This is a genomic window from Alkalihalobacillus deserti (assembly GCF_020734105.1).
In the GTDB taxonomy this organism is placed as follows: Bacteria; Bacillota; Bacilli; order Bacillales; family Bacillaceae_D; genus Halalkalibacter; species Halalkalibacter deserti.
Window position 1 is genome coordinate 246,306 of the sequence record NZ_JAJAFR010000002.1, and the last position, 22,181, is coordinate 268,486.

General features: G+C 37.3%; 21 protein-coding genes. 20 read left to right on the forward strand and 1 reads right to left on the reverse strand.

Annotation, left to right across the window (positions count from 1 at the left end; translation table 11 throughout):
• Window positions 1-44: 44 nt before the first annotated feature.
• Window positions 45-806, forward strand: a complete 762-nt coding sequence (locus tag LDX58_RS04785) for an enoyl-CoA hydratase/isomerase family protein (protein WP_227935713.1) — start codon at window positions 45-47, stop codon at window positions 804-806.
• Between the two features lie 234 nt (window positions 807-1,040).
• Window positions 1,041-1,601 (forward strand): RsfA family transcriptional regulator, encoded by a 561-nt coding sequence (locus LDX58_RS04790; protein WP_227935714.1) that lies wholly within the window; start codon window positions 1,041-1,043, stop codon window positions 1,599-1,601.
• A 45-nt stretch (window positions 1,602-1,646) separates the two neighbouring features.
• Here LDX58_RS04790 and LDX58_RS04795 read toward each other — a convergent pair whose 3' ends face one another.
• Window positions 1,647-2,168, reverse strand: coding sequence for an N-acetyltransferase (locus LDX58_RS04795; RefSeq protein WP_227935715.1), 522 nt, complete (start codon window positions 2,166-2,168; stop codon window positions 1,647-1,649).
• A gap of 168 nt (window positions 2,169-2,336) precedes the next feature.
• Here LDX58_RS04795 and LDX58_RS04800 point away from each other — a divergent pair, with 168 nt between their 5' ends.
• From LDX58_RS04800 to LDX58_RS04885, 18 genes are all read left to right on the forward strand, one after another.
• On the forward strand, window positions 2,337-3,260 hold the full coding sequence (locus tag LDX58_RS04800) for a 2-dehydropantoate 2-reductase (protein ID WP_227935716.1): 924 nt from the start codon (window positions 2,337-2,339) through the stop codon (window positions 3,258-3,260).
• Window positions 3,253-3,636, forward strand: a complete 384-nt coding sequence (locus tag LDX58_RS04805) for a DUF3397 domain-containing protein (protein WP_227935717.1) — start codon at window positions 3,253-3,255, stop codon at window positions 3,634-3,636. The genes LDX58_RS04800 and LDX58_RS04805 overlap by 8 nt, the downstream gene beginning before the upstream one ends.
• Before the next feature lie 81 nt (window positions 3,637-3,717).
• A complete protein-coding gene (bshC, locus tag LDX58_RS04810) occupies window positions 3,718-5,337 on the forward strand; it encodes a bacillithiol biosynthesis cysteine-adding enzyme BshC (RefSeq protein WP_227935718.1) in 1,620 nt (539 codons plus the stop codon).
• 153 nt (window positions 5,338-5,490) lie between these two features.
• Window positions 5,491-5,922 carry a division/cell wall cluster transcriptional repressor MraZ gene (mraZ, locus tag LDX58_RS04815; RefSeq protein ID WP_227935719.1) on the forward strand — a complete coding sequence of 144 codons (432 nt, stop codon included), beginning with the start codon at window positions 5,491-5,493 and terminating at the stop codon, window positions 5,920-5,922.
• 98 nt (window positions 5,923-6,020) lie between these two features.
• Complete coding sequence (gene rsmH, locus LDX58_RS04820; protein ID WP_227935720.1) at window positions 6,021-6,953, forward strand: 16S rRNA (cytosine(1402)-N(4))-methyltransferase RsmH; 933 nt, start codon at window positions 6,021-6,023, stop codon at window positions 6,951-6,953.
• Window positions 6,954-6,972: 19 nt separating this feature from the next.
• Complete coding sequence (ftsL, locus tag LDX58_RS04825) at window positions 6,973-7,326, forward strand: cell division protein FtsL (RefSeq protein WP_227935984.1); 354 nt, start codon at window positions 6,973-6,975, stop codon at window positions 7,324-7,326.
• 83 nt (window positions 7,327-7,409) lie between these two features.
• Window positions 7,410-9,587 (forward strand): penicillin-binding transpeptidase domain-containing protein, encoded by a 2,178-nt coding sequence (locus LDX58_RS04830; RefSeq protein WP_227935721.1) that lies wholly within the window; start codon window positions 7,410-7,412, stop codon window positions 9,585-9,587.
• A gap of 92 nt (window positions 9,588-9,679) precedes the next feature.
• Window positions 9,680-11,605, forward strand: a complete 1,926-nt coding sequence (locus LDX58_RS04835; protein WP_227935722.1) for a stage V sporulation protein D — start codon at window positions 9,680-9,682, stop codon at window positions 11,603-11,605.
• Window positions 11,606-11,673: 68 nt separating this feature from the next.
• A complete protein-coding gene (locus tag LDX58_RS04840) occupies window positions 11,674-13,128 on the forward strand; it encodes a UDP-N-acetylmuramoyl-L-alanyl-D-glutamate--2,6-diaminopimelate ligase (RefSeq protein WP_227935985.1) in 1,455 nt (484 codons plus the stop codon).
• A 166-nt stretch (window positions 13,129-13,294) separates the two neighbouring features.
• Window positions 13,295-14,269, forward strand: coding sequence for a phospho-N-acetylmuramoyl-pentapeptide-transferase (gene mraY, locus LDX58_RS04845; protein ID WP_227935723.1), 975 nt, complete (start codon window positions 13,295-13,297; stop codon window positions 14,267-14,269).
• Window positions 14,270-15,619, forward strand: coding sequence for a UDP-N-acetylmuramoyl-L-alanine--D-glutamate ligase (murD, locus tag LDX58_RS04850; protein ID WP_227935724.1), 1,350 nt, complete (start codon window positions 14,270-14,272; stop codon window positions 15,617-15,619).
• A gap of 235 nt (window positions 15,620-15,854) precedes the next feature.
• A complete protein-coding gene (gene spoVE, locus LDX58_RS04855) occupies window positions 15,855-16,952 on the forward strand; it encodes a stage V sporulation protein E (RefSeq protein WP_227935725.1) in 1,098 nt (365 codons plus the stop codon).
• A 204-nt stretch (window positions 16,953-17,156) separates the two neighbouring features.
• Window positions 17,157-18,254, forward strand: a complete 1,098-nt coding sequence (gene murG, locus LDX58_RS04860; RefSeq protein ID WP_227935726.1) for an undecaprenyldiphospho-muramoylpentapeptide beta-N-acetylglucosaminyltransferase — start codon at window positions 17,157-17,159, stop codon at window positions 18,252-18,254.
• A 172-nt stretch (window positions 18,255-18,426) separates the two neighbouring features.
• Complete coding sequence (gene murB, locus LDX58_RS04865; protein WP_227935727.1) at window positions 18,427-19,347, forward strand: UDP-N-acetylmuramate dehydrogenase; 921 nt, start codon at window positions 18,427-18,429, stop codon at window positions 19,345-19,347.
• 130 nt (window positions 19,348-19,477) lie between these two features.
• A complete protein-coding gene (locus LDX58_RS04870) occupies window positions 19,478-20,257 on the forward strand; it encodes a cell division protein FtsQ/DivIB (RefSeq protein WP_227935728.1) in 780 nt (259 codons plus the stop codon).
• Window positions 20,241-20,957 (forward strand): DUF881 domain-containing protein, encoded by a 717-nt coding sequence (locus LDX58_RS04875; protein ID WP_227935729.1) that lies wholly within the window; start codon window positions 20,241-20,243, stop codon window positions 20,955-20,957. The genes LDX58_RS04870 and LDX58_RS04875 overlap by 17 nt, the downstream gene beginning before the upstream one ends.
• Before the next feature lie 7 nt (window positions 20,958-20,964).
• Window positions 20,965-21,672 (forward strand): DUF881 domain-containing protein, encoded by a 708-nt coding sequence (locus LDX58_RS04880; protein WP_227935730.1) that lies wholly within the window; start codon window positions 20,965-20,967, stop codon window positions 21,670-21,672.
• A 3-nt stretch (window positions 21,673-21,675) separates the two neighbouring features.
• Window positions 21,676-22,029 carry a small basic family protein gene (locus LDX58_RS04885; RefSeq protein ID WP_227935731.1) on the forward strand — a complete coding sequence of 118 codons (354 nt, stop codon included), beginning with the start codon at window positions 21,676-21,678 and terminating at the stop codon, window positions 22,027-22,029.
• Window positions 22,030-22,181 lie beyond the last annotated feature (152 nt).

Below are 22,181 nucleotides of genomic sequence, written 5' to 3' on the forward strand. Positions count from 1 at the left end.
AATTGATATTGTCGAATCTAATTAAAAAAGAAAGGGTGAGTGTGATGAGTAATATTGTAGTGGAACAAGAAAAAAATGGCGTAACTTGGATTCGGATTAATCGAGAAGAAATAAGAAATGCTATAAACATAGAAGTTATGGACGAATTGAATGAAGCATTACATATTGCAGAAAAGGATGACAGTCGAATTGTTGTTCTAACAGGCACAGGAAGTCGAGCTTTTTGCTCAGGAGGAGACCTAGCTGTTTTTCAATTTTTGAAAACGAGTGAAGAAGCGTATTCTATGTTGATAAAAATGGGTGCGATATTGGAAAGAATTATGAGTTTTCCAAAGATAACGGTCGCAGCACTTAACGGAACAGCCGTGGGCGGTGGTAGTGAACTTTCTGTAGCATGTGACTTTAGAGTTGCAGCTCCTCATGTGAAAATGGGTTTTGTACAAGGGAAATTAGGCATAACGTCCGGTTGGGGAGGGGGCACAATTCTTCTTCAAAGAATCGCAAAAGTACATGCAATGGAAATGATGCTTTCTGCACAAGTTTATGCTGTTGATGATCTGGTTCATCTAGGGGTTGTTCAGGAAATCATTTCAGGACCATTCCGTGATGGGGTGACAAAATGGCTCAGTACATATTTATGTCAAAATGCTGGAGTGCTAAAAGCATATAAAGCGAGACTATTAGATAGTTTTGATGTGATTTCTATTCAAAACAATATAAAAAGAGAAATTAAAGCATGTTCATTATTATGGGATACTGAGGAACATCACCAAGCAGTTAAACGTTTTCTGGCTGATTCAAAATAAATGTTGAATACATACTAGGATATTGGGTAATAATTTATTACTAGATATGAGCGTTTCCTAGTGCTTATTGTTTAGAGTTTGTTCAAATGGTAAAAAAACTATCTTTTTAAACAAACTCTCGAACATATTCTATTGAAAAATTTCAAGACAGTATACTTTTTTGCTAAATAATGAGTCTTTTAACTCTAGTAGATGCATACGTATTAGCTATATAAAACTTTGAGGAGGGATTCTATGACAACGATCCGTCAAGATGCATGGAGTACAGATGAAGACTTGATTCTTGCTGAAGTTGTTCTTAGACATATAAGAGAGGGAAGTACACAACTATCAGCTTTTGAAGAAGTTGGAGAGCGTCTGTCAAGAACGAGTGCAGCCTGTGGATTTAGATGGAATTCAGCTATTCGAAAAAAGTATGAGTCTGCTATCGCGCTAGCCAAAAAGCAACGTTCAAAAGGAAAGAAATCACAGCTTGAAGCGGTAGAATGGTCTGAAGAAAACAGTGAAGAGTTAGTTGATTCAGTTCCAGCAGTGGCTGAAGTTAAAGAAACGCTAGTAGAAAAAACACCAATGCTTAATCAGCCTCTAACAATGGAGACAGTTTTATCTTTTTTAGAAGAATATCATGAGAATACGAAAAAACAAGTTCCCGAAGAAGAGATCGAACAACTGAGAAATGAAAACATTCAATTACAAAGAGAACTTGAAAAGGTAAAAGAAGAGAAAAAAATAATGACAGAGGATTACCGTGCTTTGTTATCGATCATGGATCGAGCAAGGAAGTTGTCGATATGAATCTGATAAAAAGACAGATGACATCGTTAAATGTCATCTGTCTTTTTATTTATTGGTCTCATCTGATGCTTCTACATTTATAGGCTCTTGTTCCTTATTCTGTTCATGAACTCCGGCAGGATACCAAACAAAAGGACTCTCGCCACGGTCTCTTGATTCGTGGTAGGTTGTCGGCTCAAACCCCAAATGGCTCCAAAATTCACTCGAACCTTGTCTGGCATTTGTTTTAACGGGAAGGTTAAAAGACTTAGCAAAGTTGACAAGTGCTTTCCCATATCCTTGTTTGCGGTAAGGTTCAAGTACTTCGAGTTTCCATAGCTCAAAATAATCTTGAGGTGGATCAAAATAACGGTCAAATTTCCCTTCGATTTGATATAAACTCATTCTAGCTACAAGTTTATTTCCATAATAAATTCCGTAAAAAGGCGATTTGCTGTCATTTTCAATGATATTAGCCTCTAAATCCCCTTTCATCGAAAGTTCAGCAGCTCCGAATTCACGAAAATTCTTAAACTCTTCTAGCGTTTTATAATTCACAAGTAAACGTTTAACTTCATAGTTGTTCATGTTTTACTTCCCCTTTCAAAGAGCATTATACATTTATTTTACTACAATTTTTCTTGTGAACGTTAAAATTACGAAAAAAAATTTTTAGATGCCAAAAAATTGGTTAAATAATCGTAAGTTTTATATGATATTGTGGTACAATTTTCTTAAAATTAAGGAGTGTTACTTGTGAGAGTTGTGATGATAGGTTCAGGTTCAATAGGAATGTTAGTAACATTCTATTTATTAAAAAAAGGACAGCATATATCGTTATTCACTAATCGGCAGGAACAAGCAAAGGTCTTAAATGAAAAAGGTATTCACCTTATCTTACAAGGTCAGGAAAAAGAGAATGTGCGTGTTTCCGCAGGTGCGTTTTTAGACATACAGTCTAATGAGCCGATTGACCTCTTAATTTTAGCTGTGAAATCATATCAAGTAAAAGGTGTACTGTCAGACTTAAAAGAGTTACATATAGATGTCCGTGCTATTTTATTCTTACAAAATGGTATGGCTCATACAGAGTTGATCCCTTCGTTAGAAATTCCTGAAATTGCAGTGGCGGTTGTTGAACATGGTGCTATAAGGGAAAATGATTTTACTGTTCACCATACCGGAATTGGCCAGGTGAAGTGGTCATACGTTCGTGAAGGGCAGGGGAAGATTCAATCTCTTCTTTCAAATAGTTCACAAGTACATTTTACAATCTCCTACGAAGAACAGTGGACTCGGGTGCTAGAACAGAAATTGATTGTCAATGCATGTGTGAATCCGTTAACGGGACTTTTGGAAATTAAAAACGGAGAGTTGTTAAATAACAGTTATTGCTTCTCGATGTTGAATATGGTCTTTAAAGAGGTAATGATGATTCTCAATCTTGATCATGCAAATGAAATATGGAATCATGTAAAAGATGTTTGCGCGAAAACAGCAGAAAACGATTCGTCTATGTTGTTAGATTTGAAACAAAACCGTAAGACGGAAATTGATAGTATCGTTGGCTATCTAATACGAAGAGCAAAGGAGCAGAATCAAGAGGCTATTATTTTACCTTTTCTACTCCAAGGTATTCTTGCAAAAGAAATGAAAGTGGAGGGGAATGAAATTGAGTAATCTATTTGCTTGGTTTGTTGCAACCGTTGTTACCATACCCCTGCTAGGTTGGTATCTTATATACATTACAACTGTTAAAGTATCAAAAAATAAATCGAGATCTATTAGACTTGCATCTGATTGGACAACGGTTCTTTTTATGGTTGCTGTTTATTTTATTATGATTGAATTATGGGCCAAGTCTTTTCTTTGGGTCATTTTAGCTGTTTTCTTCTTCATAGCTCTTCTATTTACATGGATACACTGGAAATTGTCTGGCGATATTCATGTCGGAAAATTATTTAGAGGGATTTGGCGTTTTAATTTCTTATTATTCTTATGCATCTATGTATTATTAAGTGGGTATGGGTTGATATCAAGAATATTAAGCTCATAACAGCACGTAACACTTGGTCATTTACTTATTCTTTGCTATGATGAATAAGAATTTAGTAATGCGAAGGGGACGTCTAGACACATGGAAGTAACGGAAATAAACCTAGAAGCAAATAAAGGTTTTTTTAATGATTATGTAAGTGGCCATAAGGTATCTGAGCATTTTTTTGATTATACATATACGGACGAGCAGAAATATAAAAGTAGAATGGACCATATTCTGACTCGTACTTATCAACGATCCGCACTAGCAGATTATTTTTCAGACGTTCACTTGTCTCTTCCGCATACGAAGGAAGCGAATATTCAAATTGAAAAGCTGCGTCGACCTGAATCTGTTGTCGTTGTGGGAGGTCAACAAGCAGGGTTGCTAACGGGCCCTCTTTATACGGTTTATAAAGCAATGTCAATCGTCAGTTTAGCGAAGCAACAAGAGGAAGAATTAGGTATTCCCGTTGTACCGATATTTTGGATTGCTGGGGAAGACCATGATCTAGATGAAATAAGATATGTGTACATTGAGAAAAATGCGAGTTGGAAAAAACATATGTATAATGATACACCTTCAGTAGCATCAGCCTCCTGTATTCAATTAAATAAAAAGGAAATGAATAAATGGCTAAATGGTGTATTTTCTTCCTTGCCTGAAACTGCTCATACGAAATCAATTATTGCAAAAATAACTGATTTATTAGAAAAATCAGTAACCATAACAGACTTTTTCAAACAAATGATGAATTGGTTCTTTGGAAAAGAAGGATTACTTTTACTAGATGCTCATGATCCGGCAATTAGAAAACTAGAGCAAAACTATTTCCAGTTATTAATTGAAGACATAGAAGAAGTGCAATTTGCCCAACAACAAGGAGCAAAAGCCTTTTCTGTTGCTGGATACGGCGAACCTATTGTGACAGATGAAGAAAATGCCCATTTGTTTCTAGAGGTTGATGGAGAGCGAAGGCGTTTAGACTTTCAAGATCCTTATTTTAGGGTTAGAGGGACAAATCAAACATGGACAAAAGAACAGTTGATTGAGTTGCTAAAGGAGTCGCCACATCAATTCAGCAATAATGTTGTAACTAGACCATTGATGCAAGAGTGGCTGTTACCTGTTTTATCATTTGTAGCTGGTCCTGGTGAACTTTTGTATTGGGCTACTCTTAAACCTGTATTTAATCATTTTAATGTGAAGATTCCACCGGTTGTCCCAAGAGTACAGCTAACATTTGTTCCTGTTTTCGTGAATAAGTGGTTAGAGGAAAAAGAGTATAATATTTCACCATTTTTAAAAGGGGAATCAAGGGAGATACAAGAAGCGTGGTTACAGGAAGTAAAGCATTATCCGATCGAAGAAGTAATTCACAAAGTTAGAACACAGATTGAAGAGGATCATACTCCTCTTAGGCAGTTAGCAAAAGAAATGAATCCCACTTTGGCTGAATTGAGCGAAAAAAACCTAGCTATTTTAAAAAGCCAGATTGATTTTATGGAAAGAAAAATGGATTTTTTCATTCGACAAAGTCATGAACAAACACTTTCGAAATTCACTGAAACGGGTCGTTGGTTAGCACCGTTCAATCGACCTCAAGAAAGAGTAATTCATCCAATCTTGTTGATGAATGTCATAGGTGAAGATGGTTTGCAACGATTATTGTCAAAAGAAATGTCGTTAAATCACACACATAAAATTGTGTATTTGTAATTTAGTGTAATGATTTCCCGTCGAAATGTGGATAATTAAAATCCTGCCCTAGGGTAGGATTTTTTTGTTGTGGATAATTTGAAAATTTGTTGTGGTGTAAAGTGGAGGATTGTGGTAACTTTAGGGTAGTAAGTGGGGGGAGCTGGGTAAGCGATGTTTATGGGTGAATATCGCCATAACGTAGATGAGAAAGGTCGTATGATTGTTCCGGTTAAGTTTCGGGATGATTTAGGCTCGTCTTTTGTTGTGACCCGAGGACTTGACCGGTGTTTATTTGTTTATCCACAGGATGAATGGAAAAAGCTAGAAAGCCAACTTAAAAACTTACCCTTCACTAAAAAGGATGCACGTGCCTTCACCCGTTTTTTCTTTTCAGGCGCAACTGAATGTGAACTCGATAAACAGGGGAGAGTAAATATAGCCTCTCCACTCAGGGAATATGCTCAATTAGATAAGGAATGTGTCGTAATTGGAGTTTCGAATCGCGTTGAGGTGTGGAGTAAATCAAACTGGGAAGAATATTTTGCAGAATCAGAAGAATCATTCAGCGAAATTGCAGAAAATATTGTGGATTTTGATATGTAAGAGAGTAATCCAAAAAGGTCGAACTTTACCTTTTTGGATTACTCGTTAAAGTCATCTTTAGAAAATACAATTTGTTAAGTTTGTTGGAGGTAAAAGTTATGTTTCATCATGTGACAGTACTTAAACAAGAATCAATAGATGGACTGAATATTAAGCCAAATGGTATTTATGTTGACTGTACTTTAGGTGGGGCTGGTCATTCATCTTTAATTGCTTCTATGCTAGGTGAAGGTGGACATCTTTATGCTTTTGATCAAGATGATAAAGCTCTTGCTCATGCTAAAGAGCAGTTGAAGCCTTTAGCAGAAAAAGTAACATTCATTCGAAGCAACTTTAGATATTTAAAACAAGAACTTGAAAATCTTGGAGTAGATGAGGTCGATGGAATTTTGTTTGATTTGGGTGTCTCAAGCCCACAACTTGATGAAGCTGAAAGGGGATTTAGCTATCACCAAGATGCTGCATTAGATATGAGGATGGACCAAACAGCCGAACTTACAGCCTTTACTGTAGTAAATGAATGGCCTTTTGCCAAACTCGTCTCAATTATTTCACGCTATGGGGAAGAAAAGTTTGCAAAGCATATAGCAAGAAAAATTGAGGCGCATCGAGAGAAAAAAAGAATTGAGACGACTGGAGAACTCGTTGAGATTATAAAAGAGGCGATACCGGCTCCAGCTAGAAGAACCGGAGGCCATCCAGCCAAGAGAACGTTTCAAGCAATTAGAATCGCAGTAAACGATGAATTAGGAGCTTTTGAAGATGCGTTAGAGGACGCCATTACTCTATTAAGAGAAGGCGGAAGGTTATCAGTGATTACTTTTCACTCATTGGAGGACAGGCTCTGTAAGGAAATTTTTAGAGAAAAAAGCAAGGGACCTGATCTACCACCAGGTTTGCCGATCATTCCTGAAGGGTATGAACCAATTTTAAAACTCATAACAAGAAAACCAATTCTTCCTTCAGAAGACGAGTTAGGTGTTAATAATCGAGCTAGATCAGCTAAGCTACGAGTAGCGGAGAAAAATTAAAGGGGGATTTTAGTTGAGTATGTTAGCGCAAAGAATTCAAGAACAAGAACAAAGGCAAGTACAGCAACAACCACAAAAACGAATTCGTCAAGTGAGAAATCCAATAACTCTTGGTGAAAAGCTCATTGGCGCTATGATTGTGTTCGTTACTTTTATTGTTTTATGTCTGATCGTTAATAATTATGCTACACTTTATAGTATAAACCGAGAAGTAAGTCAATTGGAAGCGGCGGTGCATCAGCAAACACAAGTAAATGAAGGTCTAAGTTTACAAGTAGTAGAGCTGAGTGCGCCTGATCGAATTTTACATATTGCATCAGAAAAACTAGGAATGTCCCTCGATGATAATAAGGTGAAAATCGTACAAAACTAGTTCAAATTGAGCTAGTTTTTTCAGGCTAAGAGACATAGTATACGATTTCACCTATTATACCGGATTTAGAGAGGTGGAAGAAAGTGGAGATTAAACGATCTGTAACGAATAAACGAGCCGTTTTATTATTAACTGTTTTCATAATGTTGTTTTGTATTTTACTTGGTCGTATTGTTTATATTCAAACAACCAAGAAAGTTGATGGTCAAAACTTGCAAGCTATAGCACAAGATCGTTGGAATAGATCTGATGTTATTGAGGGTGTAAGGGGCACGATTTATGATCGTTCAGGTAGTGCATTAGCACAAGAATTGAATTCTTACACCGTTTTTGCAGTTTTAGATAAAGATCAAAATAGCTTTGTCGAAGATGTTGAAGAAACAGCCAGACAACTAGCTCCGTTAATCAATACGAGTGAGGAACATTTAAGGAAAGTTCTTAGCGCTGGAGAAGAAGAGGGGAAATTTCAAATTGAACTTGGATCTGGCGCTAGGAATTTGACCTTTGCTGAAGCAAGTGAAATTAGAGATTTAAAATTGGGTGGGATTCATTTTCGTGACGAGCCGAGGCGCTATTATCCAAAGCAAACCTATGCTTCACATGTCATCGGTTATACAGAACGTGATATGGGACAAGCAAGAATGGGTCTTGAGCGAAGTCTTGATCAACTATTAAAAGCAGAAGATGGCTTATTACACTATCAAAGTGATCGGAAGGGATTACCCCTACCTAATCCGAGCCAGCATATCACGCCTGCAACAAACGGGAATGATGTTTATTTGACATTAGACTCAAATATTCAAACTGCACTAGAGCAAGTCATGTCACAGGTAGAGAAAGAATATGATCCGGAGAAAATGATTGCAATTGTGGCTGATCCTAAAACAGGAGAAATACTTGCAATGAGTAATCGTCCTAGCTTTAACCCAAATGAATATGAACAAATTACCAATTATTTGAATTATGCCGTTTCGGATCGCTATGAGCCGGGATCGACTATGAAAATCTTTACGGTTGCTGCTGCGATCGAAGAAGGTGTATACAATGGTCAAGAAAAATATCAATCTGGTTCCATTCAAGTGGCAGATGTTAGGTTCGGAGACCATAACGAAGCGCGCGGTTGGGGAACGATCACCTTTGATGAAGGATTTTTAAGATCATCAAATGTTGCAATGTCAAAATTAGTACTTGAAAAATTAGGTGTCGAAAAGCTATATGATTATCTACACCGTTTTGGATTTGATAGTAAAACAGGGATTGATTTACCAAATGAAGCAGAAGCTCTAATTGCTAGAAATGGACGAGTTGATGCGGCAGCAACTTCTTTTGGGCAAGGTACAGCTGTTACACCGATTCAACAAATCCAAGCAGCAACAGCGATAGCCAACAACGGAAAAATGATGAAACCGTATATTGTAGATCGGATTGTCAATCCAGATACAAATGAAACAATGAAGAAAAATGAGCCTGAAGTGGTAGGAGAACCCATTTCAAAAGAAACCGCGGTGCGAGTGAGAGATTTATTAGGACAGGTTGTTACTTCTCCAGTTGGTACCGGACATCCTTATAATATTGAAGGCTTTGATATTGCAGGGAAAACAGGTACAGCTCAAATTAGAAATCCAAATACTACGGGGTATATTCATGGGCATGGTGAGAATATTTTCTCCTTTTTAGGGATGGCACCTAAAGAAGACCCAAAACTGGTCGTGTACGTTGCAGTTGAAAGACCTAGGATCAGTCAAGTGGAAAGTGGATCAGCTCCTACATCGCTGATCTTTAACACAATTATGAAACATAGTTTACAGTATTTAAACATCACACCAACAGTAGAAGAAATTGTAGAGAAGACCGAAAAAGGCTTTGAGACAGCTAATTATTTGAATCAATCAATCGAGAAAGTAAAGGAAACTCTAGCAGGACAACAAATCGAATTGGTTATATTTGGAGATGGAATGAAAGTCGAAGCTCAACAGCCTATAGAAGCTAAAGGGATGCTAGCAAGAGAGCGCTTATTCCTAAGAACGGATAGTGATACATTTAAAATGCCTGATATGAAAGGTTGGTCAAATCGTGATGTTCGGAGATTTGCTAAAGTTTTGGAATTGAACCCGACCTTCTTTGGAAATGGCTATGTGAAAACACAAAGTGTTGAACCAGGGACAATGATTAAAAAAGGTGAGTATTTAGTGGTTGAGTTAGATAGTCTCACCGAGATAGACGTAGAACAAGAAGACGAAGTTGATCAAACAGTTGAATAAAGTAATATGCAACAGGACTCGCACAGTTCTAACCTGAAGCGTACAAGCATACGTTAAAACAAGCTGACAAATGTTTGTAGGAGGTATAGACGGTGCGAGTTTCTAATGTGACAGTAAGAAAAAGACTCATTTTAGTAATGTTTTTGGGACTGGCTATGTTCTTGATCATTGCCCTTAGACTAGGTTATGTTCAATTTGCCTTAGGAGACTGGCTAACAGATAGAGCGGAAGATTCTTGGAGTAGAGATGTTCCTTTTGAAGCAAAAAGAGGTGAGATCAGAGATCGAAACGATGTTGTATTAGCCACGAATGTGAGTGCCCCGTCGATACTTGTTGTTCCACGTCAAGTAAGGGATCCGGTTAATACAGCAGAGCAACTAGCTAAGGTGTTAAATATGGATCGTCAGAAAGCCTATGAATTTGTTACGAAAGAAGCGTCGATTGTCAGAGTTAATCCAGAAGGTCGTAAAGTAACGAAAGAGAAAGCTAGTGAAGTGAGGGCGTTACGTTTAGCTGGTGTTTATATAGCCGAAGATAGTAAAAGGCATTATCCAAATGGCAGTTATCTTTCACACGTATTAGGTTTTGCAGGAATAGATAATCAAGGTTTAACAGGTCTTGAAGCGTACTATGATGAGTATTTAAAAGGTGATAGTGGACATGTTTCTTTTTTCTCAACTGCAAAAGGCAACCGGATGCCTAATTTGGCTGATGAATATACATCTCCAACAAATGGACTTGATTTGCGTTTAACAATTGATAGCCGCGTTCAGACGATAATAGAGCGTGAATTAGATATTGCTGAAGCAACGTATAACCCTGATGGAGCAATTGCGATTGCGATGAACCCAAATACAGGTGAGGTTCTAGGTATGAGTAGTAGACCTCATTATAATCCAGAGAACTTCCGGAATGTATCACCGGATATTTATAATCAAAATAAACCTGTATGGATGCAATACGAACCAGGTTCGACGTTTAAGATTATTACATTAGCCGCTGCGCTTGAAGAAGGAGAAGTTGACCTTGAAAAAGATACATTTAACGATCCTGGATATATTGAGGTAGCAGGTAGACATTTAAGGTGTTGGAAAAAAGGTGGTCATGGTCATCAAACGTTTTTAGAAGTGGTTCAAAACTCCTGTAACCCTGGATTTGTTGTCTTAGGTGAAAGGCTCGGTAAAGATCGTCTCTTTGACTATATTGAGGATTTTGGTTTTGGTGAGAAAACGGGAATTGATCTGCAAGGAGAAGGGACAGGAATTTTATTTAACCGAGATCGGGTCGGACCGCTTGAACAAGCAACGACTGCTTTTGGTCAAGGGGTTGCTGTTACTCCAATTCAGCAAGTTGCTGCAGTTTCTGCCGCGATCAATGGAGGTTATTTATATCAACCCTATCTAGCAAAAGAATGGTTAGACCCAATGACGGGGGAGGTTGTTGAAAGACAATCGCCTATCCTGAAGCGTCGTGTTGTCTCTGAAGAAACTTCTAAAGAAGTTCGTTATGCTCTTGAACATGTAGTTGCACTTGGTTCTGGTAAAGGAGCTTATAATGATGGGTACCGTGTTGGTGGAAAAACGGGTACTGCACAAAAGGCGAAAAATGGAAGATACTTAGAGAACAACCATATAGTTTCATTTATCGGGTTTGCGCCAGCAGATGACCCGCAAATTGTCATTTATGTGGCAATAGATAATCCGAAAAACACGGTTCAATTTGGTGGAGTAGTTGCAGCACCAATAGTTGGTAATATCATAGGTGATAGTCTTCTTGCAATGGGTGTTGAAAAAAGAGAAGGCCAGATCGAAAAGGAATTGACATGGAGTGATGAGCCTTTAATCGAGGTCCCTGATCTAGTCGGACGCACGATGCGAGAAATTAATGAATCCTATTATGAATTAAAAGTAGAAATTGATGGGGAAGGGCAAAATGTCCTTGCTCAATCACCGGAACCTGGTGTAAAAGTGACGCAAGGTTCTACAATTCGTCTTTATATGGGTGACAAATCGGACTAGAACGTCTAAAATAATCAATGGCATGATAATCAATATGTAAATGGATGATAGAGAGGTTTTACAAAATGATGAAGTTACAAGAGCTATTGAAACCATTGCGTTTTCAACACAATATAATTAAAGAGAATCCTAATGTCAGTTCACTAGAGATGGATTCAAGAAACGTAAAAAATGGAACTGTTTTTATCTGTATTCAAGGATACACAGTTGATGGACATGACTTTGCGATTCAAGCAGAAAAACAAGGGGCGGTCGCGATCATCGCTGAGCGCCCTCTTTCTGTCTCTATCCCTGTTATTATTGTAAAAGATACCAAACGGATTATGGCAAAGTTGGCTTGCCACTTTTATGATAACCCAACTAAAAAACTACACCTAATTGGTGTGACAGGAACAAATGGCAAAACAACGGTTACTCACTTAATTGAAAAGATCATGCAGGATGCGAGTAAGAAGACGGGATTAATAGGAACAATGTATACCAAGATTGGAGATACCGAGCAGGAAACAAGGAATACAACTCCTGAGTCTTTGCCTTTGCAAGGATTATTTAAGGAAATGGTTGAAGCGCAAGTAGACACAGTCATGATGGAAGTTTCTTCTCATGCGCTTCATATGGGAAGAGTTAGAGGCTGTGATTTTAATGTAGCGGTATTTACTAATTTAACACAAGATCATTTAGATTATCACCAGTCGATGGAAGCATACTTATTCGCTAAGGGTCTTTTATTTGCTCAGTTAGGAAATACTTTTTCAGATAAAGTAGCTATACTTAATGCTGATGACCCCGCTTCACTTGAATTGTCTCGCTTAACAACTGTAGATGTCGTTACATATGGAATAAATGAATTGGCTGACATAAAAGCTGAGAATATTATTATTACGCCTTCTGGTACTAAATTTGACATGATTGCCTTCGGAAAACGTGAAACGATTTCGATGAATTTAATTGGATTGTTCAGTGTTTATAATGCATTAGCAGCTACAGCTGCTTCTTTAGTATCGAACGTTCCCTTATCAACTATTAAAGAAAGTTTACAGCAAATCCAAGGTGTGGCTGGTCGTTTCGAAACAGTTGATGAAGGTCAGGATTTTACCGTTATCGTTGATTACGCTCATACTAGTGATAGCTTGGAAAATGTATTGAAAACTTGCAAAGAATTTGCTCAAAAACAAATTATTGCTATTGTTGGTTGTGGTGGTGATAGAGACAAGACAAAGCGACCGATCATGGCTAAAATCGCTGTTGATTATGCGGATCGTGCTATTTTCACTTCTGATAATCCTCGTTCAGAAGATCCAGAGCAAATCATAAAAGACATGACAGCTGGGGTTAATGAAGGAGAATATGTCATGATTCTAGATCGAGAAAAGGCGATTAAGCAAGCGATTAAAGAAGCTAATCCAGATGATATAATCGTGATTGCGGGAAAAGGTCACGAGACATATCAAGACATTGGAGGAAAAAAACATCACTTTGATGACAGGGAAATTGCAAGATTAGCTATTAGAGAAAGAGTTTAATAAAAGATTCTACACCAGTTTGTTTGTTGGATTTTTCTATTTAAAGCATATAAAAAGCGGACGAACGATATCAATATTAAGAGACCTTATTTAGTAAAGGTCTCCGTTCTTTCATAAAAATTAAATTATACTGTTATAGTTGAGAAGAAAGGAGGAATGATCGGTGATGTTAGAACGAATTTTACTTCTTACTTTACTGCTTTCATTTCTTATTGCTGTCCTTCTCTCTCCACTTTTTATCCCTTTTTTAAGAAGGCTTAAATTTGGGCAAAGTATCAGAGAAGAAGGACCGAAATCACATCAAAAGAAAACGGGGACACCGACAATGGGTGGTATTGTAATTGTCCTTTCGATATTAGTGACCACTCTTTTTATTTCTACACGTTTCTTATCATTCAGCCAAGAAATTTTATTGCTTTTGTTAGTAACGGTTGGATTTGGTTTAGTTGGATTTTTAGATGATTTTATTAAGGTTGTCCTAAAAAGAAATCTCGGATTAACTTCAAAACAAAAATTAGTTGGTCAACTACTTATTTCCATTCTTTTTTATATTGGTCTCATTCAAATGGATTTTTCAACTGAAATTACCATCCCAGTTACAGGGATTACTTTTGATTTAGGATGGCTATACTTACCTTTAGTCATTGTCATGTTAGTTGGAGCTTCTAATGCGGTGAATCTCACTGATGGTCTTGATGGGTTATTGGCTGGGACGGGTGCTATTGCGTTCGGTGCTTTTGCCATTCTTGCGTGGCATGTCGGTTATATCGATTTATCTATATTTAGTGCGGCAATTGTTGGTGCAGTTTTAGGTTTTTTAGTTTTTAATGCTCACCCAGCTAAAGTTTTTATGGGAGATACGGGTTCTCTTGCTTTAGGAGGGGCTATTGCAGCGATTGCAATTATGACGAAAATGGAAATCCTACTTATTATTATTGGCGGGGTTTTTGTTATCGAGACTTTATCTGTTATTATCCAAGTCATTTCTTTTAAAACAAGAGGAAAACGAATCTTTAAAATGAGTCCATTGCACCACCACTATGAATTAACAGGTTGGTCTGAATGGCGAGTTGTCGTTACATTTTGGTTTGTTGGTATGATTTTCGCTATCTTAGGAATCTATTTAGAGGTGTGGTTGTAAATGAAAAATCAATATACAGGAAAAAAAATTCTAGTATTAGGTCTGGCCAAAAGTGGCGAAGCGGCAGCAAGATTGCTATTTAGGTTAGGGGCAATTGTAACGATCAATGATTCAAAACCCTATGAAGAAAATAGTCAGGCGCAACAATTAGAACAGTTAGGAATAAAGGTAATTTGTGGACATCATCCTTTGGAGTTATTAGAAGAAGGGTTTGAAATAGTTGTTAAAAACCCAGGTATACCATATAGTAATCCAATTGTTAGAGGGGCATTAAAAAAAGGGATATCGGTTGTAACTGAAGTAGAGCTTGCTTCAGCCATAAGCGCTGCTGAATTTGTGGCTATCACAGGGTCAAATGGGAAAACAACAACAACAACACTTATTTATGAGATGTTAATAAATAGTTTACGTAAACCCCTAATAGCGGGAAATATCGGTACAGTGGCTTGTGAAGTCGCTGAACAGGCAACCGTGCAAAATGTAATTGTATTAGAGGTTTCTAGTTTCCAACTTCTTGGAACGGAAAAGTTTAAGCCTAAGGTCAGCGTATTTTTGAATTTATTTGATGCTCACCTTGATTATCATGGCACGAAAGAAGAATATAAGAATGCAAAAGCAAAGATTACTGTTAATCAAACAATAGAAGATTATCTCGTTTATAATGCAGATGACAAAGCAGTGTCTAAAGTTGCTGAATCGAGTCATGCTACGTTAATTCCTTTTTCAACGAAGAGGGAGTTAACAAGAGGTTTAGATTTAAAGAATGGATTTATTAATTTTAATGGACAACCACTCGTCCAATTAGATTCAGTAGTTTTGCCAGGAAGGCATAACTTAGAAAATATTTTAGCAGCAATTGGAGCAGCTTTAACAATGGGCGCACAGGTTAATCAAATAGAATATGTGTTAAAGACGTTTTCTGGGGTAGAGCATAGACTTCAATTTGTAAAAGAATTTCAAGGCAGACGGTTTTACAATGATTCAAAGGCTACTAATATTTTGGCTTCACAGAAAGCGTTGGAAGCTTTTAAGGAACCAACTATTCTTTTAGCCGGTGGACTGGATCGTGGGAATGAATTTGATGAACTAGCTCCATCATTAACGAATGTAAAGGCCCTCGTTACATTTGGTCAAACTAAAGAAAAATTGGCTAGAGTGGCCAAAGAAGCTGGTGTTGAAACTATATTATTTGCAGATCAGATGGAGGAAGCTGTAAACCTTGCTTTTAGCCAATCTCGGTTAGATGACGTTATTTTACTTTCTCCTGCCTGTGCGAGTTGGGATCAATATAAGACGTTTGAAGAACGAGGAAAACGGTTTGTAGAAGCAATTGAACGTCTTACAGTATGATAAAGACTAATGATTAGTGAATCAGCTAAGCTACGATAAGAAATAAGGGTATGAGTAAGATCAAATCAAGTCTGATTTGGTCTTTTAATCTCATTTTTATTTCATTAGAGTCAATCTTCTTTTTTGTCATTCATCATTGTGGACATGTTTCAATCGACTCATGCATACGATTAGGTTGAGGGGTTGTACAGGAAATCTGTATACTTAATTCGTGCTGGATGAGGTGTTTATTACTATGCCAAATAAGAAAACAGAACCAGATTATGTTTTGATGGTTACCACGATTGCTCTTTTAGTAATCGGATTGATTATGGTTTATAGTGCGAGTGCTGCCTGGGCTAATTATAGGTTCGATGATTCTTTTTTCTTTGCAAAACGTCAGTTGTTTTTTGCAGGGGTAGGGGTAATCGCTATGCTCTTTATGATGCGTGTTGATTATTGGACATGGAGAACTTGGGCTAAGGTCATCCTAATCATCTGTTTTATTTTATTAGTAATCGTATTAATACCAGGTGTTGGACTTGTACGAGGTGGAGCGAGAAGTTGGATAGGGGTTGGAGCTTTTTCTATTCAACCTTCTGAATTTATGAAAATGGCAATGATTGCGTTTTTGGCGAAATACCTATCAGAGAATCAAAAGAAGATCAGTTCTTTTAAGCAAGGAGTCATTCCTTCTCTTTCTCTCGTCATGGTGGCTTTTGCTATGATTATGCTTCAACCAGATTTAGGAACTGGCGCAGTGATGGTAGGAACATGTGTCATTATGATTTTTGTTGCTGGAGCACGTCTCAGTCATTTTGCTTGGTTAGGGGTTGCAGGTCTTGCGGGATTTATTGCATTGATTGCATCTGCTCCTTATCGTATCAAGAGAATCACTTCGTTCTTAGATCCATGGTCAGACCCTTTAGGGAGTGGATTTCAAATTATTCAATCTCTTTACGCAATTGGACCTGGTGGATTAATGGGAATGGGTCTTGGTGAAAGTAGGCAGAAATATTTTTATTTACCGGAACCTCAAACAGATTTTATTTTTGCAATTTTATCAGAAGAGCTTGGCTTTATTGGGGGCTTTGTTGTTCTATTACTATTTGGTATTTTACTATGGAGAGGAATTCGAATTGCTTTAGGAGCACCTGACTTATTTGGTAGTTTTTTAGCTGTAGGGATTATCTCGATGGTCGCTATTCAAGTGATGATCAACATTGGGGTAGTAACGGGGTTAATGCCTGTAACTGGAATTACACTGCCTTTGCTTAGTTATGGTGGCTCTTCTTTGACGTTAATGCTTGTATCCATAGGAGTGTTATTAAATATAAGTCGGTATGTAAGATAAATAAAATAAATTAAACTGAGTAGTGGCACAAAAACCATTACTCAGTTTTTTTCTTCAGAGCAACTTGGTTTATTATCGAACATTCGTTATTCATGTAGAAATATGAAAGATAATGGTATGAGCGAAAAACAAATAGGAATCGTGTATAATACAAGTTCTGTTCATGATAAAATGATACTAATCAAGTTATTTGGGAGGAAACCGATGAGAGTACTTGTAAGTGGAGGAGGCACAGGTGGTCATATTTATCCGGCCATGTCCTTAATTAAAGAAATAAAAAGGAAACATACTGATGCTGAAATATTATACATAGGAACAGAACGTGGACTTGAGGCTGATATTGTTCCTAGAGAAGGAATACCTTTCGAAACCATACATATCTCGGGATTCAAACGCAAACTTTCCATAGAGAACTTAAAGACAATTACGCGTTTTATAACGGGAACTAAGCGTGCTAAAAAGTTAATTAAGCAATTTAAACCAGATGTTGTAATCGGGACAGGTGGTTATGTATGTGGGCCGGTTGTATATGCAGCTGCCAAACTTAAAATCCCTACTGTTATTCATGAGCAGAACAGTGTGCCTGGTTTAACAAATAAATTTCTTAGTAGATATGTGGACCGGATAGCGATTTGTTTTAACGAAGCAAAGTCATTTTTTCCTGAAAAAAAGGTAGTCTTTACTGGAAACCCAAGGGCCTCAGATGTTTTGAATATTGATCGGAAAGCGGGTCGCATGTCTTTAGGGCTTGATGTTAATAAAAGAACGGTTTTAATTGTTGGAGGAAGTAGAGGCGCACGTCCGATCAACGAAGCTTTTAATTCGGTTTTAGATAAATGGGCAAAACAGAATTACCAAGTTGTTTACGTTACAGGTGCGGTGCACTATGATGCTGTTATGGAGAAGGTCAAAGAGGTGGAACAATCACCGAATATTATTGTTAAACCTTTTATCCATAACATGCCGGACGTCCTGGGGGCTGTCGATTTAATAGTTGCGCGTGCGGGTGCCACAACGTTGGCTGAGATCACAGCTTTGGGTTTACCTAGTATTTTAATCCCAAGTCCTTATGTAACGAATAATCATCAAGAAAAGAATGCATATTCTTTAAAAACAAATGGTGCTGCAATCGTCCGTAAGGAACAAGAGATGAGCGGCCAAATGTTACTAGATGATATTGATCGTGTATTTAATGTGAATGGAAGTTGGCAGACGATGCATGAGGCAGCCCTAAAATTAGGTGTCCCCCAAGCAGCAGAAAATGTCTATCAAGTTCTTGTAGATGTAGTTCAAAAAGGTTGATCTTTACCTTTTTATACGAAAACTAAGGCGTAAGTCCTAGTTTGCATTCATCGTGGTGTTTGCTAAAACATGGGGGTTTTGAACTACATCTTGAACAATTAAATGGGCTTAAGCATAAATAATAATAATGAGCGTGAAGTAACTTCTTAGAGTATGAAATGAGGGAACTTAGGTGGATACATTTTTAAAACAAATTAAAAAAGAACAAATTGGTACTATCAAAGAGAATGAGCATCTTTCTAATCACACCACCTGGAAAATTGGTGGTCCAGCAGATGTCTTAATAGAACCAGATAATTTAGAAAGCTTAAAGCGTCTTATAAATTTAATCACACTTCATAACATACCATGGCGAGTAATTGGAAGGGGTTCTAATTTGCTTGTAGCTGATGGAGGAATTGAAGGGGTTGTCATTAAGCTAGGAAAAGGTTTAGATTATCTTGAAATTAATGAGGACTTGATAAAAGTAGGGGGAGGTTATCCCTTAATTAAATTAGCAACAGTAATTAGTCGCAAAGGTCTTTCTGGACTTGAGTTTGCTGGTGGAATTCCTGGGTCTGTCGGCGGAGCTGTATTTATGAATGCAGGGGCTCATGGATCAGATATATCAAACATTTTAAAAGAAGCATTGATTCTTTTTTCAGATGGTAGACTTGAGTGGATAAAAGGGGAAGATATGGGCTTTTCTTACAGAACCTCAAGATTACAGAATGAAAAGGGAATATGTGTAGAGGCTGTGTTTCAATTAGAAAAGGGCGAGAAAGAAGAAATTGTCAAACATATGCAAGCATACAAAGATTATCGCAGAGAGTCGCAACCATGGAAGCATCCTACATGTGGAAGTGTATTTAGAAATCCACTTCCTCATTATGCTGGTCAATTAATTGAAAAAGCCGGTTTAAAAGGATATCAAATTGGAGGAGCGCAAATTTCTCCGATGCATGCTAATTTTATCGTTAATGTTGAAGAAGCCAAAGCACAAGATGTCGTTGATTTAATTACTCATGTAAAAGAGACGATTAAAGCTAAACATGATATTGAGATTGAAACGGAAGTAGAATTGATTGGGAGACGAAAAGAAAACGAAAAATGAGATTAATTTTAACCAAAAATATGGTACAATTGAACCTATCATTACGTATCTCCTTTCCCTTAATAATTGAAACAATTGGATGGTAGGAGATCTTTATGTGAGTACGTAAGATGGGTCGGGGGAATTAAGCATGAGCAGGGAAAAGGTAGTAACAATTAATGAACGAATCCCATCGCTTAAAGAGCAGCGAAAACAGCGTGCTAACCGCCGCTTGCTGTTCTTTTTATCTTTCTTTTTCTTACTATTAATGTTGATGGTATATTTTCAATCCCCGTTAAGCCATGTAAGGAATGTGATTGTAGAAAGTAATCACTTTGTTTCAGATGAACCCATTATTAAACTGAGTGGGATTGATAATGGGACAAGCATGTGGAATCTAGATAAAGACAAGATCAAAGAGCGTCTCCTTTCACATAAAGAAATTGCCAATGTAAGCGTAAATAGGCACTTTCCCAATACCGTTAGTGTTGAAGTTCAAGAATATGCAAGAATCGGGTATCTTTATCGTGATGATAAATACTTCCCAATTCTTGAGACGGGTCAATATTTAAAGGAACTACCTAAACATGAATTTCCATCAGATGCCCCTTTGTTAATTGATTTTTCTCAAGGTGAAGAATTAGCTGAGTTATCAGCAGAATTGCAAAAGGTTTCTAGTCAACTAATAGAGCGAATCTCTGAAATTTTCTATCGACCATCTGAGAGTGACTCCCTTTCTATCGTTCTTTTTATGACAGATGGGATTGAGGTTCATACTTCAATCAGGGATTTCTCAGGAAATGTTGCTTCTTATCCATCAATTGTCGAGGAGTTAGACGCAAACAAAAAGGGAATTCTTCATATGAGGATGAGTCCTTATTTCGAGGAATTCAAGACAGAGGAGGAAACCGCTAGTGAGAGTGAAGGGTAAACATGTCATTCTATCCTTCGTCTTACTCGTAACTGGTTTTATCTTAGCACTTAGTTATGAAGTTACGAGTGAAAGAAGTTCATCACTATTGCCAGGATATGAACGTCAATGGGAAATTGAAGATGAGTTAAGAAATCAAGTGATTATGGAGCAAACAGCTAATCGGAATTTACAAGAAGATTTACGATTGGCTCAGGCTGAGGTAAGAGAACTTGAGAGTAACTTAGCCTCCATTGATAAAGAACAAGAAGAAAAGGCACAAAATTTATTAGAAGATATTGAACGTTTAAGAAAACTTGTTGGTCAAGTTAAGGTTGAAGGACAAGGAATTGAAATTTCATTAGAAGATGCTGACTATATACCAGACGGAGATAATCCCAATAACTATATCGTTCATGAGTTTCACATTCAACGTGTAGTCGAAGAATTATTTGTTGCTGGTGCCGAGGCTATTGCTATAAATGGTTTTAGATTATCAAACCAATCCTATATTCAGTGTACGGGTCCGGTAATTAGGGTTGATGGTAATACATCTTCTGCCCCTTTTATCATTACAGCGATTGGTGATGCCGATCATTTGGAATCGGCAATTACTTTACCTGGTGGAGTCCATCATCAACTCATTAATGATGAAATTAGTGTACGCATTCAAAAGAAAAGTGCTGTTACGTTAGAGCCTCATCTTGTAGAAAGTGGGTGAGCGACCTTTGAATAAAAACTGGATATTTACAGTGGCCACTTTTACAATTGGATTTATGCTAGCTATACAGTTTCAAACTACACAAGAGCCAGTTGTTCGAGATACAAGAGATATCCGTGAGCTTCGAAGAGATTTATTAACGGAACAAGAGCGGCGTCAGGAATTAAACACAGAAGTTGAGAAAGTACAAGCGCTATTAGTTCAGTATGAGAGTGCAGTTGATAACCGTGAACACGACATAATTGATGTATTATTACAACAAGTAGAAGTTCTTCAAATAGAGGCTGGTCTCACTGAAATGAGTGGAGAAGGCTTAATTATTAAAATTGAAGCGTTATATAACGATCAATTTTATGGACAGGCTAGAAGAACTCCACCTCCGGATGTTTTTCGTTTTTTAGTGAATGAATTGAACATTTATGGGGCTCAGGAAATCTCAGTAGGTAATGAACGTATTATTACAAATTCAGCGTTTCGAAGTGTTAATGGTGTGACTTATTTAAACAATCGTCGATTACCTCCTCTTCCAATAGAAGTAAGAATCCTATCTGACAAAGTAGAGAAATTGCACAATCAAATGGTCGTATCAGCTTCTGTAGAAGAATTTGAGATTGAAGGTTTCTCGTTATCATTTGAAATAGTAGATGCAGTAGAACTACCAGCATATGATGAAACGAGACGGGTTCGCTACATGGAGGAAGTAAAGGAGGGGTAATTGATGTGGTTACCGATTATTGGTTTGTTAATTGGGGTATTACTAGGCTTAATGACAGATTTCCGTGTTCCTGCTGAATACTCAAGCTATTTATCAATTGCCGTATTAGCTGCTCTTGATACATTATTTGGGGGGATTCGAGCCTATTTACAAGAAACCTTCGATTCGAATGTTTTTTTATCAGGTTTTTTCTTTAATATTCTTTTAGCTGCAGGTTTAGCTTTTCTAGGTGTACATCTTGGTGTAGACTTATACTTAGCAGCAATTTTTGCCTTTGGGGTTCGATTATTTAATAATATTGCTGTAATTCGACGGTTATTGTTGTCGAAATGGCAAGGGAAACCTGAAAAATGGTAGTTTCTCAAACGAATGGGAAAAGGCATTATGAAAAAATATAAAAATTTGAGAAAATCAGCGTTTATAAAAAGGATAACCGAATCCTATGTTGAATTAGTTTATAATCTATGAAGTTTTCAGGTGAATTCTAAATTTGATAGAGAATATGGTTG